This window comes from Vibrio sp. J2-3(2022) (assembly GCF_021725735.1).
In the GTDB taxonomy this organism is placed as follows: Bacteria; Pseudomonadota; Gammaproteobacteria; order Enterobacterales; family Vibrionaceae; genus Vibrio; species Vibrio diabolicus.
In genome coordinates, this window is the sequence record NZ_JAKKCK010000005.1 from 167219 (window position 1) to 182460 (window position 15242).

9 protein-coding genes are annotated in these 15242 nt (G+C 45.1%); 4 read left to right on the top strand and 5 right to left on the bottom strand.

Annotated features, from left to right (window positions below):
* Positions 1–64: 64 nt before the first annotated feature.
* From L3V27_RS18005 to hemL, 4 genes are all read right to left on the bottom strand, one after another.
* Positions 65–3451 carry a response regulator gene (locus L3V27_RS18005; RefSeq protein ID WP_237312447.1) on the bottom strand — a complete coding sequence of 1129 codons (3387 nt, stop codon included), beginning with the start codon at positions 3449–3451 and terminating at the stop codon, positions 65–67.
* 226 nt (positions 3452–3677) lie between these two features.
* Positions 3678–4703: a 16S rRNA (guanine(1207)-N(2))-methyltransferase RsmC gene (rsmC, locus tag L3V27_RS18010; RefSeq protein WP_237312448.1), complete on the bottom strand. Its 1026-nt coding sequence runs from the start codon at positions 4701–4703 to the stop codon at positions 3678–3680.
* Positions 4704–4779: 76 nt separating this feature from the next.
* On the bottom strand, positions 4780–5865 hold the full coding sequence (locus L3V27_RS18015; RefSeq protein WP_006743285.1) for an AI-2E family transporter: 1086 nt from the start codon (positions 5863–5865) through the stop codon (positions 4780–4782).
* A gap of 346 nt (positions 5866–6211) precedes the next feature.
* Positions 6212–7507, bottom strand: coding sequence for a glutamate-1-semialdehyde 2,1-aminomutase (hemL, locus tag L3V27_RS18020; RefSeq protein WP_237312449.1), 1296 nt, complete (start codon positions 7505–7507; stop codon positions 6212–6214).
* A gap of 246 nt (positions 7508–7753) precedes the next feature.
* Here hemL and erpA point away from each other — a divergent pair, with 246 nt between their 5' ends.
* The 3 genes from erpA (at position 7754) to vmeK (ending at position 12433) form a co-directional block, all read left to right on the top strand.
* On the top strand, positions 7754–8095 hold the full coding sequence (gene erpA / locus L3V27_RS18025; RefSeq protein ID WP_005380031.1) for an iron-sulfur cluster insertion protein ErpA: 342 nt from the start codon (positions 7754–7756) through the stop codon (positions 8093–8095).
* A 105-nt stretch (positions 8096–8200) separates the two neighbouring features.
* On the top strand, positions 8201–9316 hold the full coding sequence (locus L3V27_RS18030) for an efflux RND transporter periplasmic adaptor subunit (RefSeq protein ID WP_237312451.1): 1116 nt from the start codon (positions 8201–8203) through the stop codon (positions 9314–9316).
* A gap of 12 nt (positions 9317–9328) precedes the next feature.
* Positions 9329–12433 (top strand): multidrug efflux RND transporter permease subunit VmeK, encoded by a 3105-nt coding sequence (gene vmeK, locus L3V27_RS18035; RefSeq protein ID WP_237312453.1) that lies wholly within the window; start codon positions 9329–9331, stop codon positions 12431–12433.
* Positions 12434–12497: 64 nt separating this feature from the next.
* On the opposite strand, the gene L3V27_RS18040 is transcribed toward vmeK, so the two are convergent.
* Positions 12498–13790 carry a peptidoglycan DD-metalloendopeptidase family protein gene (locus L3V27_RS18040; protein WP_150919375.1) on the bottom strand — a complete coding sequence of 431 codons (1293 nt, stop codon included), beginning with the start codon at positions 13788–13790 and terminating at the stop codon, positions 12498–12500.
* Positions 13791–13920: 130 nt separating this feature from the next.
* Here L3V27_RS18040 and tyrS point away from each other — a divergent pair, with 130 nt between their 5' ends.
* The gene (tyrS, locus tag L3V27_RS18045; RefSeq protein WP_017820416.1) at positions 13921–15108 is read left to right on the top strand and encodes a tyrosine--tRNA ligase; all 1188 of its coding nucleotides are present in this window, start codon (positions 13921–13923) and stop codon (positions 15106–15108) included.
* Positions 15109–15242 lie beyond the last annotated feature (134 nt).

Consider the following 15242-nt stretch of genomic DNA (forward strand, 5'->3'; position numbering starts at 1 on the left):
GAAAGAGAAGGCTTGGATAATAAAAAGCCCAGCGTATGCGCTGGGCTAGTTTTTTTGATAGGTATTAGCTGGTCAACAGTCGCTGTAGTTTATCTCGTTGAGCTTCGATGTACGCACGCTCAGGACTCTGTTCTTTACAGTGTTCAAGGATGAATTCTATCGAGCTCAATACCGTTCTCCAACGTGGCGTTTTCGGTAGCGTTTCTATACGCATGTATTTATCCAAAGTGCGTGTTTGCAGAGTGCTACGGTCAAGATAAACGCGCCATAAGCCACTTTGTTCGGCAAATGCGAATTTACTTTCACCAGTGACTGACTCCCAATACTCTAAGGCATGTGTCATTGCGTCGACCAGAATTTCTCGCATTAGCTCTTGTTTGTCTTTTTTGTTACCAAGCGCTTTGTCTGCAAGACGTGTAAACTCTCCACCGAGTTCTTTCAGCTTCTGCAGCTGGTCTTTATCGCCATCAAAAGCATAACTTGAAAGCACCTCTACTGCGGTTTCTAGGTTGTGTATGCGAGCGGCATTGGCTCCTCCGCCAACATTAAAGATATACATGACATCTAAGCCTGAGCCTTCAGGTAGTTTAAGAATGTCTGCTTCGATGTTTTGACGAATATCTTCAATATAGATATCAATCTTGCCACAGTAATGAGGTTGTTTGACGGTCAGATACTTAGGTGCAATCAACTCATCGGCAGATGAACGTTTTAATTGTTCTAAGTTACGCTTGAATAGCTTGCAAGCAGCTTCATTAGCAAACCGGATACGTTTATCTTCACGCAAACAGATAATCGCTTCAGGAGCCGATTCCAGTTGCTCCAACAATCGCCCTTGAGTTTCTAATAAGCTTGCCTCTACAGCCGCTCGTTGGCGAAGTTCAGATTCAAGTATCTTATTCTCCATGTGGCGCATTTCAGCTTGGCTTGCCGTTAAGTGCGCTTGGATGCGCGCAGCTAGCTCTTGTTTATTGAATGGCTTAGATAAATAGTCGTTGGCTCCTGCTTCAAAGCCTCGTACACGATCTTCTGTTTGACTAAGCGCGGTGAGCATAATGATAGGTAGCTCGGCATGGTCATAAGTTTCACGTAATTCACTGCAGACTTGATAGCCGCTCATGCCTGGCATCATGATATCCAATAACAGGAGTTCCGGTTTTTCCTGCTCAACGAGTGCTAATGTTTCTGGTCCATCAGAGACGGTACGTACGCGATAGCCCTCTAAACGTAAGAAGCTCTCAAGCACACGCAGGTTTACTGGCTCATCGTCAGCGACATACAGTAACGGGCCGTCTGGATTCTCTGGCAGTGATAAGTCTTCATTGTTCTCTACATCGATTTCAGGAATCTGGAAGTGTCCGTGTGCTGCAAGGGTTTGAGTTGTTTGGATCTCTTCTTCACTTGCAAGTGGTAACGTGAAACTGAAGGTGGTGCCGACCATAGGCTGGCTGCTGACGTATAACGAGCCACCCATCAACTCAATCAATTGACGGCTAATCGAAAGCCCGAGCCCCGCACCTTGACGATAGCGACTTGCGTCTTGTCCTGCTTGGATAAGTGGTTCGAAAATATGTTCAAGATGTTCTGCGGGAATACCTTGCCCAGTATCCACAACTTGCACACGAACATGATCATCAACCACATTGGCGGAGATAACGATTTTACCTTCTGAGGTGTACTTAATCGCATTACCGATCAGGTTATATAACACTTGTTCAAGGCGTTGAGGATCGGCAGACACCGCTTTCAAATCCGCTGGTACTTGGTTGATGATACGGATGGTTTTATTTCCAAGTAAATGACTGGAAAGCTCTAGTACCAGTCGCGTTGCACTAGCTAAACTCACCGCTGATTTCTGGATATCCATGCTTCCGTAACGCATTTTATGATAATCCAATAAGTCATCAACAAGGTTTGCGAGACGTTGCCCACTTTTAATGATGATATCAAGCTGATATTTTTGGCTAGCAGGGATGGCACCGTTAGCGCCGGACGCTAAGGTCTCAGCGATTCCGACCATGCCGTGCAATGGTGTGCGAAGTTCATGAGAAGTGGTGGCTAAGAACTCATCTTTAAGTTTGTCGGCCAATTGCAGTTCATCATTTTGTTTTTGAATGATCTGGATGTTGCTCTCGAGCTCTTCATTTTGCTTCTTAATGGTTTGAATTTTTTCTCGAATAGAGCGCTGCATTCGTTCAAAACTCAGCGCAAGACGGCCAATTTCATCTTTGCGAACCGTATTAAAGGTGGTGTCATCAAGATCTCCGGCAGACACTTTTTCGGCAGCCCAAGTTAACTTCAGCAACGGAGAAGTAATAAAGTTTGATAAATAATGGGAAGCGATTACCACTAGAATGATGGCGATCAGCATGGCGATAACAAACAGTTTTTCTAGTTGATGAATACGAGCGAAAGCTTCTTTTTCTGGTAATTGCACGACGAGTGCCCAAATAACACCACGCGTTTCAATCGGTGCATAAGCAGCGATGATCTCTTCACCTAAACCGTTCGTGTAAGTGCCGACGCCAAATGCACCAGAGAGTGCTTTATCGATCACTTCTAAGCTGTTCTTGATGTCATCTTGTTTGGTGTTAATTGTGCGAGGTTGGTGATCATTTCCAACCAGTAAGGTATTAATGGATGACTCTCGGTTGGCGTCTGCGGCTAACTTCGTGATGCCATTGTTTGGTAAGCGGAACATAGCATAGCTGTGTAGGTAGCCTTGCTGAACAATTGGAGCACCTAACCAAGCGACTTGTTTACCACCTTCCAGTTCGAAATCAGACACAATCACAGGGGTGTAGTCTTCATTCACCTTACGGCGTTCAGTGACGTCATCAGCTAGACGTTTGAAGGTTTTGCCAAGTGCTGAGTCTTTGTAGGGGCCTGATAATAAGTTTGTTCCGTAGTTATCGTCTTTGTTGATCGAGTAGGTGACATTACCGTTGATATCGACCAGCAAAATATCATTAAAATCAGAGCGCTTGAGGAGCTCCAAGTAGGCCCAGTGGTAACGTTTATGTAAGAGTCGGTAACGTTCACTTCCGACATAGTTGGAAGACTCGGGTAACGTTGACGTTTTGATTTGATCTCCGCTGCCTTCAATGTAGCGCTGTTGGGCATTTTTACGAGATTCTTCAATGTCATTACCTAAACGACTAAAAGCATTGACGAGACCGTAGAATCGACCACCACTGGCGTAAGCCAGTTCAGAGCGCACAAAGCCCATGACTTCGGTTTCCCGCGCCTCAAAGTAGTCGATAATTTGCTGTTGTTTTGTATCTCGAACAGACAACAAGTGTGAGGTGCTTTGTTCTTGCAGATCTTTACTGTGGGACTGTAGGAAAAAGATCGCAGTAATAGTAAGAGGTGTGATACTGAGCACCAGAAATGCGGTCATCAGTGTACTCTGAAGGCGCTTAAATTTCTGTTTTTTGTAGAATTTAAACATGGATAAGATTACAACTCATAAAGGGCAGTTCTAAAATGTACTTCGCTGCCGAGGTTCTCGTTAAAAACGGATAAGATGTTCAACTAGATAGAATTAACAAAATTAACGAGTTTTTTTTCTTTGACAAGAAAGTTAGTTGTAAAGCGTGCAGGGTGACGCAGTTTTTCTTATGAGTGTTGAGTTTTTGAGAAAAAATCGCGCAGGTTTGCACCTGCGCGAGGGAAGATTATGACTTTTTCGCGTAGTAGATAGAAAACTTATTGGTCTTATTTAGCGTCTCGCAATTATTAAACGCTCGCTCAATAATTGGTGGATATTTTAAGAAGCTATTCGCGACAATGATCATTTCACCATGGTTATCGAGATACTTTGAAGCCTGACCCAATAGTGTTTCTGCTGCGTTGTAGTTCGTATCCAAACCACTGTGGAAAGGTGGGTTACTGATGATAAAACGATAATCGTCGGCAGTGTCTGAGTAAATATCAGAGGCGAATACATGGCCGGTTAATCCATTGGCTTTTAGTGTGGCTTGACTCGATGTGATGGCATACGCGTTAATGTCACACATCTCAATCGCAATTTCTGGATTGGCTTTTGCCATGAAAGCACCTAACACCCCAGCACCACATCCAAAGTCGAGGACTTTACCTGATAGAGTAGGTAAGGTTTCGAGTAATAGGCGGCTACCTAAATCGAATTCGCCATGACTGAATACTCCAGGCAAACTCTTAACAGTCAGTGATTGCTCACCAAGTGTGACCGTATAGGTTTTAAACCAGTCTGCTTGATTGAACGGCTTTGGTTCATTGAGGCAAGTGCCCCAGTAAAATGAACAGCGACGAGCGGAATCGTATTTATTGACCGGGCCATACTCTTTGAACATCTTCTCGATGCTTTTAACACCTGAGCGGTTTTCGCCAACCACTACAATTTCAGTGTTCACGCCTAGTTTCGCCATCAACATCGCCAGAAGGTATTCGGCTTCGGCTTTGGCTTTAGGCCAGTACAATAGCACCATGTCTGCTTGTGTCTCAGTATTAAACTCAGAACCAAAATGGCTTTTAACCTTGTTATGAGTGCGAATTTGACGGTAGAAGCTGTAGTTTGATGTGAAGACTTCTACAGATTCACAGTGTTTGGTCAGTTCAAGTGGAAAGAGATCTTCGACTTCACCTGCAACTAAAACATGTTTTCCGTTGAAGTACTCGAGCTGACGCTGAGCTATTTGGCTAGGAGCGATATAAGCAGACATAAATTGGGTTCATCAGAAATAATTTGGGGCAGATTTTCGCACAATCTGCCCCAAGCTTGAAGTGATTAAGCTGTGACTAGCTGTTGTCTTGCTGATTGAGGAAGTCTTTGAATTCTTCTTCGTAGATATTAAACAGTACCATTGTCACGGCAAAAATCAGTGGACCGTAAATCAGGCCGATCAATCCGAATAGATGCAGACCACCCAGTAACGAGAAGAAAATCATTAGGGTATTCATGCCTGCGCTGCCTTGCATTAGCAGCGGACGCAATAGGTTATCAATAGAACCAACGACGACCACACTCCACACCGTCAAGAAGATAGCCCAAGTCATATCGCCTGTTAAGAACAAGTACGCCGCTGCAGGAATCCAGATTAGTGCGGTTCCGACCACAGGGATGAATGATGCAAAGCCCATCATCGTTCCCCAGAATAACCCCGGGAAACCAGCGAGCCACATACCGATACCGCCAGCCAGACCCTGAGCAATAGCCGTTAGGAATGAGCCCATCACGGCTGATTTAGAAACCTGCTCTATCTCTGTCAATATACGGTCTTCCTGGCTACGTGAGAGTGGCAGAATATGACGAATCGCAGAGATAATTTTGTCGTGATCACGAAGTAGAAAAAACAGCACAAACAGCATCAGGAAAAAATTCATTAGGAAGTTGGTGGCGTCTCCTAAAATTTTGGCACTGATAGCAACTAGGTTAGAGCCAAACGATGTGGCAAATTGACCAATTTTTTCCGCAATGGCTTTTGGCTCGATTTTATCGAAAGGTAAGTACTCATTAACTATGGCTAAGCCTTTGATAACAAAAGGATGTTGGAATATATCTTGGATTCCACCATTAGTGACCCAGTTGTACGTATTTTGTGAAAAAACAGAGCCTTGTTGAACAATGGCTGCAAACACAAATAGCAGTGGTATAACGATAATAAACGTCAAGACGACACATGACAGCAGTGCGGCCATATTGGGGTGCTTGGGAATTTTTCGCTCAAACCATTCGTGTACCGGAAACATGAGCAAAGAAATGATAAAAGCCATCACAATGGAATTGATGTATGGCTCAACCAATAAGTAGCAAGCAAAAGCAGCGGCGAGTAAAGCGACCATTAGCACTCGGTGACTCGACGTTATTTTTACATTATTTGGCATGAGATTAGTCCAACTTACAGGTGACGTTTACGGTTTGCGCCTTCAAAGATGGCGTTGAACCTTTATTACTTTGCACTCTTAACTCTTTCAAGCTTATGACAATGCCGAATTAGAGCAGAGCAATATACCTTGTTATAATGACCACAAATCAGTCGGTTATCAATCAAGAGATGAACTATGGGTTGTTGCAACGGTGATAAAAAGTGTCAAACCGAGAAAAAAGCCAAACGAATACCGTGGTTTGGCATTGTTATTGGTGTTTTAGCAGTATTGGTTATATTGAATTGGCAATAAAAAAGGACCGTGATGGTCCTTTTTTAAATTAGTTATCGCAGCTTTTAAGCGATTATTTTGCTTCTTCTGCAAGAGTTGCAAAACAGCGGTCAGCCGCTTCTAGCGTGGCATCGATTTCTTTTGAACCGTGAGCAAGGGAAGTAAAGCTCGCTTCGAACGCTGAAGGCGCTAGGTAGACACCGTGTCTGAGCATTAAGTGGAAGAAGCGCTTGAAGCGTTCCACATCGCACTTCGTTACGTCTTCGTAGCAAGTCACTTTTTCTTGGTCAGTGAAGAAGAAGCCGAACATGCCGCCCACTTGGTTCACAACCAGAGGAATACCGTGTTTCTCTGCTAGAGACTTAAAGCCATCTGCTAGTTGTTTGGTTTTTGAAGCTAGGCGTTTTTCGTTGCCTTCTTCTTTAAGAAGGTTCAAACATGCATAGCCTGCAGCCATTGCGACAGGGTTGCCAGAAAGCGTACCCGCTTGGTAAACCGGACCCGTTGGCGCAACGTATTGCATTACTTCTTTACGACCACCGAAAGCACCCACTGGCATACCACCACCGATCACTTTACCCAGTGTCGTTAGGTCTGGCTTGATGTTGTAGTGCGCTTGTGCGCCACCAAGTGCCACACGGAAGCCTGTCATAACTTCATCAAAAATTAGTAGCGCGCCTTCTTGATCACAGATTTCACGTAGACCTTCGTGGAAGCCTTCCACTGGTGGAATACAGTTCATGTTGCCTGCAACTGGCTCAACGATGATACAAGCGATTTCGCCTTTGTTAGCAGCGAATAGCTTGCGTACAGAATCTAGGTCGTTGAATGTTGCTGTTAGCGTGTGCTTAGCAAAATCTGCAGGAACGCCAGGAGAGCTAGGTTGACCAAGGGTCAGTGCACCAGAGCCCGCTTTGACTAGCAAGCTGTCTGCGTGACCATGGTAACAACCTTCAAACTTCATGATCTTGTCGCGACCAGTGAAGCCACGAGCAAGGCGAATCGCGCTCATAGTCGCTTCGGTACCAGAACTTACCATACGGATTTGCTCCATTGATGGAACAAGTTCAGAAACTAACTCTGCCATCGCGATTTCAAGCTCTGTCGGCGCGCCGAAGCTAAGGCCACGTTGCGCTGCGTCAATGACGGCTTCGCGGATAACCGCGTGGTTGTGGCCAAGAATCATTGGACCCCAAGAGCCAACGTAATCAATGTACGCTTTACCATCGGCATCAAAAATCAGTGGACCGTCTGCTCGTTCGATAAATAGCGGAGAGCCGCCAACGCCGTTGAATGCACGAACTGGTGAATTGACACCGCCAGGGATGGTTTGCTGAGCTTTTTGATACAGCTCTGATGATTTGGTCATGGGGTTATCCTCTTTTGATTGCTCGGACCAAGTGGAGCGCATTGTACCTAGCTATAATCAAGTTAGAAACGTTTTGCTTAATTTATGTGTTGTTTCGCAGTGTAATCTTATATATCCGCATCTGTTATAAAGAATCGGCGGTGAATACTTGAACGAGTTTGTCAGGTATTGGATAATCGTCTCAATTAGCACAAATTTGACGTCTTGCTTCAGGCTTGACGCATTACACGAGTGAGAGAGGTCTTCGTGAGCGAAGTAAACGTACCATTATCTTTTTCTGACGCAGCAGCATCTCGCGTTAAAGCATTGATTGCTGAAGAAGAAAACCCAGCATTGAAACTGCGCGTATACATTACTGGTGGCGGCTGTAGCGGCTTCCAATACGGCTTTACTTTTGATGAAAATGTAAACGAAGGCGATACGACAATCGTAAACAGTGGTGTAACACTGGTTGTAGACCCTATGAGTCTGCAATATCTCGTTGGCGGCATTGTTGACTACACAGAAGGGTTAGAAGGAGCGCGCTTCTTTGTAAACAACCCAAATGCAACGACAACATGTGGTTGTGGAGCATCGTTCAGTGTGTAATTAACACCAATCAGGCAGCCAGTGGCTGCCTGAACTTTACGTAGAAGGATGTCACGTAAAGTCGCTCTCGCAGAATATGCAGAGAAATAATAAAAAGGACTTTATATGTCTGGATCGTCTTTCGGACGTCGCATTGTCGAGCGCCCGTGGCTAGTATCTCTTATCCTCATATTGCTTCTTGTTGCATGGCTGGCAATCGGTCAACTGAAAGCACAAGATGATAATCTCAATTCTTCATCCTCTTCAACGAACACCACGCCACTTGCAAAGGTGATGTTTGACACTTTTATTGCTGAACCCACAAGTAAAACCATCGAACTGTATGGACGGACTGCCCCCAATCGTCAAGCGCGCCTTGGCGCTGAAGTCGCCGGTAAAATAGTCAGCCTCAATATAGAAAAAGGTCAAACAGTCAAGCAGGGGCAAGTGATCGCAAGCATCGACAAGCGCGATCTTGGTATTCAGCTCAAGCGGGCTCAGGCGATGCTGTTGGTTAAAGAGAAAGAGTTTAATGCAGCTCAGTCGCTAAAAAGTCGCGGACTACAGGGCGAAGTTGCGTTTGCGACAGCACAAGCGGCATTGGTGGATGCTCGAGCGAATTTGAGCAACGTGCAAACGGCATTAAGAAATACCGAGGTGAAAGCACCATTCGATGGCATTGTTGATCACCACTTTGTTGAGTTAGGCGACTTTGTAGGGATTGGCGATCCTATTGCGACGGTCATTGATTTGGATACTTTAGTGATTGAAGCCGATGTCAGTGAACGGCATATACAATATCTTAAGGAAGGCCTAGAAGCCGACGTAAGAACCATTAACCAACAACATCATCAAGGTCGTGTGCGCTACATTGGACGTGTTTCTTCTGCTTCTACTAATACGTTTCCAATTGAAATCGAAATTGATAATCAAGACGCAAGAATTCCTGCTGGTATGAGCGCAGAAGTACAGCTGCCTTTGAGTGAAGTGTTGGCGGTAAAGATTACGGCTGCCATGTTGGCACTAGATGAAGAAGGTAACTTAGGTGTCAAGACACTGCGTAATGAGCATGTTGAGTTTGTTCCAATTCAACTCGTTAAGGCCGAGGATGATGGTGTGTGGCTCTCTGGGTTAGGAGAGCGTGTAGACATTATCGTGCTGGGACAAGGTTTTGTGCGAGATGGTGATCAAGTACTGGCCAATAAAGTTGATGACGTAGTTATTGAAGCGGCTAATGAGTAGTAAGGAGCACCTATGTACACTCTGATTGATGCTGCGTTATCTCGCGCTCGCACTATGCTGACATTGTTGGTGATGATATTAATTGCCGGTGTCATTACTTACGTCACAATCCCCAAGGAATCGAGCCCTGATATTACCATTCCGATCATTTATGTTTCTGTTGGACATCAAGGCATCTCTCCTGTCGATGCTGAGCGTTTATTGGTTCGCCCAATAGAGCAAGAGCTGCGTTCAATTGAAGGCGTAAAAGAGATGACCTCTGTGGCATCAGAAGGTCATGCTTCGGTGACGCTGGAATTTAGTGTTGGAGTGGATCTTGATAAAGCGATGGCAGATGTCCGAGACGCCGTTGACCTTGCGAAGCCAAAATTGCCAGAGGACAGTGATGAGCCAACGGTAAACGAAGTCACGTTTGCATCTGAAGAGCCTGTTTTGACCGTTGTGCTCTATGGCACCGTACCAGAGCGAACCATTGTTCAGATTGCTAGAACGTTACGTGATCGCTTGGAAAGTTTCCGTCAGATTCTTGAGGTTGAAATCGCAGGAGATCGCGAAGACATCGTGGAGATAGTTGTCGATCCACTATTAATGGAAAGCTACGGTCTCGATCAAGCGGATATCTATAATTTAATCGCCTTGAATAACCGGGTTGTGGCAGCGGGGTTTGTCGATACTGGGTATGGACGCTTTTCGGTAAAAGTCCCATCGGTTTTTGATTCACTGAAAGATGTGCTTGAACTACCGATCAAGGTGAATGGCAAAGAGGTGATCACTTTTGGCGATGTGGCGACAGTACGACGTGCATTTCGCGACCCTGAAAGTTTTGCTCGTTTAGATGGTGAGCCTGCCATTGTGCTTGACGTGAAAAAGCGTGCGGGCGAGAACATTATTGAAACCGTAGCGTTAGTCAAAGAGGTGATTGCTCAAGGACAACTGCGAGCGGAGTGGCCAAGTAATTTGCAAGTTAAATACACTTGGGATCAATCCGACGATGTCAAATTGATGCTCAGTGATCTACAAAACAATATCTTATCCGCAATTATCCTCGTAGTGATCGTCATTATCGCCATATTGGGGGTTAGGACCGCGCTTCTCGTGGGGGTTTCTATTCCAGGATCGTTCTTGACTGGGTTGTTGGTGTTATCGGTATTTGGGCTGACGGTCAATATCGTCGTACTGTTTGCTTTAATTATGGCGGTGGGCATGTTGGTGGATGGTGCCATTGTGGTGACAGAGTTTGCGGATAGGCGCATGCAAGAGGGTACACCTCGTAAAGAAGCCTATCGAGATGCAGCAAAGCGAATGGCCTGGCCTATTACCGCATCCACAGCAACCACATTGGCTGCGTTTGCTCCGTTACTTTTCTGGCCAGACATCACAGGTGAGTTCATGAAGTACTTACCACTTACTTTAATTGCTACCTTGGCCGCTTCGCTGATGATGGCTTTACTGTTCGTTCCTGTCATCGGTGGGATCATTGGCAAGCCTCAAGTAGTCAATCAGAAAGCTCAGCGAGAAATGGTTGAGCTGCATAACGGCAACTTTGAAAAAGCGACAGGCATTACCAAGCTTTATTACCAGACTCTGTCGGTAGCGATTCGTCATCCATGGAAAGTCTTACTCAGCGCGATACTGCTAGCGGCAGGTGTCGGCTTCACTTACAACAAAGCTGGCTTGGGTGCAGAGTTTTTCCCTGAAGTGGACCCTGCCTTTTTTACCGTTAAAGTTCGTTCTTATGGTGACCTGTCTATTCACGAAAAAGATGTTGTTATGCGCGAAATCGAGAAGGTGATGCTCGGTCATGACGAGTTTGAAAGTGTCTACACGCGTACAGGCTCAAGTGATAATGGGGATGAAATCGGCCAGATTCAGATAACGCCTGTGGATTGGCAGTATCGACGCAAAGTGAAAACCATTATTGAAGAGCTAAAAGAGACCACAGATCGCTTTTATGGTGTTGAACTTGAGTATAAATTCCCGGACGCAGGACCGCCTGTCGAGCATGATCTCGTGATTGAAGTGTCATCACGAAACTTGAGTGTTAGTGCGTTAGATGAAGCGGCCAAAAAAGTCCGACACTGGGCTGATGGTAATCCTGCACTGACCAATTTGAGTGATACCACTAATAAGGAAGGGATTGATTGGCAAATTGATATCCAGCGAGATGACGCCTCTCGCTTTGCAGCGGATGCGACCTTAGTCGGGAATACTGTTCAGTTTGTTACAAACGGTTTGAAAATAGGCGATTATTTGCCCGATGATGCGGATGAAGAAGTCGATATTTTGGTGCGCTATCCACAAGATAAGCGCGATATTGGTCGATTTGATCAACTGAGAGTGAAAACGGCGGCTGGTTTGGTGCCAATCACGAACTTTGCTCAAATTAAGCCAGATCAGAAGCAAGATACCATTCGTCGTGTAGACGGCCATCGAGTTATCAATATCAAAGCAGACATGGTGGAAGGTTACAATTTGGCGCTTGAGCTACCGAAGATTGCCGCTGGAATGGAACAGCTCGACTTACCGGAAGGTATTGAATATAAGATTCGGGGTCAAAATGAAGAGCAGGAAAACTCATCAGCATTCTTGCAAAATGCTTTTATTGTCGCGCTTGGTGTGATGGCTTTGATTTTAATTACGCAGTTTAATAGCTTTTATCAAGCTTTCTTAATCCTTAGTGCAGTGCTGTTTTCTACCGTTGGTGTCTTCGCTGGGTTACTTATTTTCCAAAAGCCATTTGGCATCATTATGTCGGGAATTGGAGTGATTGCGTTGGCTGGTATCGTGGTAAACAACAATATTGTTTTAATCGATACTTATAATCAGATGCGTAAACGTGGTTTAGAAAAATCTGAGGCTATCTTGCGTACGGGGGTGCAGCGTTTAAGACCCGTTTTACTCACGACGGTGACCACCATATTAGGCTTATTGCCAATGGTGTTAGAAATGAACATCGACTTAGTTAACCAGAAAGTGGAGTTTGGCGCACCAAGCACTCAATGGTGGTCTCAGCTTGCGACTGCTGTCGCGGGTGGTTTGGCGTTTGCGACTTTGCTAACGTTAGTTCTGACACCGTGTTTGCTTATGATCGGGAGAGAGCATCACTCCGAAAAGTAAGCTTCATCGTGATGATATTAAAGAAACAAAAAGGGCAGCTGAGCTGCCCTTTTCAATACCTGGCTTACTTCATTGCTAGCAGTTTGCTGTAGCGCTCAAGTTTGTCCATGCTAATTTTCGCGTTTGCCATGAAAGTTTGTCTCGCTTTTCCTGTTAGGGATTTAGATTGTGGCAAATTCACCGTGCGCGGGTTTTTATGGACACCATTCACAAGGAACTCGTAGTGCAGATGAGGGCCAGTTACACGGCCAGTTCCGCCAAGCGTACCAATGGTTTGGCCTTGTTTAACGCGTTGACCAGCTCGTACCGTACGTTTGGTTAAGTGCAGGTACTTGGTAATGTAAGTATTGCTATGTTTAATGAAAACGTAGTTACCATTAAATTTGTTGTAAGACGATTTTTGAACGACACCATCGCCAGCCGCCCAAATCGGGGTGCCCACTGGTGCAGCATAGTCCGTGCCTCTATGAGGACGAACGCGTCCCGTTACAGGGTGTAAGCGGCGTGGGTTGAAGTTAGACGAAACTCGACGGAAATCCAACGGCGCGCGCAAGAACGCTTTTTTCATTGCTCGTCCATTTTCGTCGTAATACTTGCCACTTTTCTGATCCAGTATTGCGGTGAAGGTATCGCCTTGGTTTTTAAATATCGCAGCAATGATTTTTCCGCGGCCGATTACTTCACCTTCTACCACTTCCTCTTGGTAAAGCACTCGGAAGCTGTCGTTTTTACGAATATCTAAAGCAAAGTCGATATCCCAGCCAAATATGCCGGCCAGTTCCATGATTTGGTTGCCATTTAATCCTGAAGAGATCCCCGCATTCCAAAAGTTTGATTTGATGGTGGCTTCAGCGTAGTTGTACTGGAAGTCGACTTCTTTTTTATCGACTTCTGAGACGTATTTGCCGTCTTTTAACGTGATACGAAAAGTTTCGAATGCGCTTAATGTTCTTCTTAACTGTACTAAGTCGTTGTTTTCATCAAAACCGAATTGCAATCGATCGCCAGGTCGAAGTCGGGTTAATTGCTTTTCCACTTCTTTGTCTGATGAGACAAGCTCATGCAATAGACGGGCAGAAAGCCCCACGCGACTAAACAAGATGGCGGCACTCTCACCATTTTTCACTTTGTACGTTTCCCAACGCAGTACAGCGGCGGACGCTGGAGACGAACTGTTTAGTGCACTGAGTTCTAGGGAAACTGGCACAGGATAATGTTGACCAACTTTTAATCGGCTCTGCTGCGGGTCTAGGTCTTGCGGATCAGGTAAAAAGAAGAGCGCGAAGATAATCAGCGCACTAAAAAAACCGATCAATACTTTGTGCAAGAGTGGAAGTCGGACAAAAATCGAATGCATGAGGTACTTGATTGCTAAATTAAACGGAAAAATTGACAACTACCTAGTCTAACGTGTTTCAAAATGCATCGCTATTCAAGTAATATGTTCAGCTATTATATTTTTGCCAAATCTGTGGGAGTGAACAAGAATGGCGAGCATTGAAGCTGCACTAGCCGAGATTAAGCGCGGTGTTGAAGAGCTGATTCCAGAAGAAGAGCTTATCGCAAAACTAAAAGAAGACCGTCCTCTACGTATTAAATTGGGTGCGGATCCTACGGCTCCAGATATTCACCTAGGTCATACGGTTATTTTCAATAAGCTTCGCTTGTTCCAAGAGCTAGGTCATGAGGTGACGTTCCTAATTGGTGACTTCACTGCAATGGTTGGTGACCCAACAGGTAAAAACACAACACGTCCACCGCTAAGCCGCGAAGACGTATTGCGTAATGCAGAAACTTACAAAGAGCAGGTATTCAAAATTCTAGACCCTGCAAAAACTAAGATTCAGTTCAACTCTGAGTGGTTATCTGAGCTTGGTGCAGAAGGTATGATTCGTCTTGCTGCAAACCAAACTGTTGCTCGTATGCTAGAACGTGATGACTTTAAAAAGCGTTACGCGGGTGGTCAGCCAATTGCTATTCATGAATTCATGTACCCACTTCTACAAGGTTGGGACTCAGTAGCAATGGAAACTGACGTTGAGCTTGGTGGTACTGACCAGAAGTTCAACCTGCTAATGGGTCGTGAACTGCAAAAGTCTCACGGTCAAAAACCACAGGTTGTTCTGATGATGCCTCTTCTAGTGGGCCTTGATGGCGAGAAGAAGATGTCTAAGTCAGCAAACAACTACATCGGTATCAGCGAAGCGCCAAGCGAAATGTTTGGTAAAATCATGTCTATTTCTGATGACCTAATGTGGAGCTACTACGAGCTGCTATCTTTCCGTCCTCTGGAAGAGATTGCTCAATTCAAAGCTGATGTAGAAGCGGGCAAAAACCCTCGTGACATCAAAGTATTGCTAGCAAAAGAAATTATTGCTCGTTTCCACAGTGAAGCTGATGCAGATGCGGCAGAGCAAGAATTCGTAAACCGTTTTGCGAAGAACCAAATTCCTGATGAAATGCCAGAATTTGATTTTGATGCAGGTCGCCCAGTGAGCAATCTGTTGAAAGAGGCTGGCTTATGCCCATCATCGTCAGATGCGATGCGTATGGTTAAGCAGGGCGCTGTGAAGATAGATGGTGAAAAAATTGCGGACAGCAAATTTGCTCCAGAAGCGGGTACTTACGTGTTCCAAGTAGGCAAACGTAAATTTGCACGTATTACTATTCAGTAATCAATAATCGCTGCAAATGAAAGCGCCTGATGGGCGCTTTTTTTGTATAAAAATTTAGCGAAAAAGACAAAGTAAAACTTCCAAACATGTTGAACTTTGCTACTATACTCACGCTGCCAATAATGGCAGCGTTA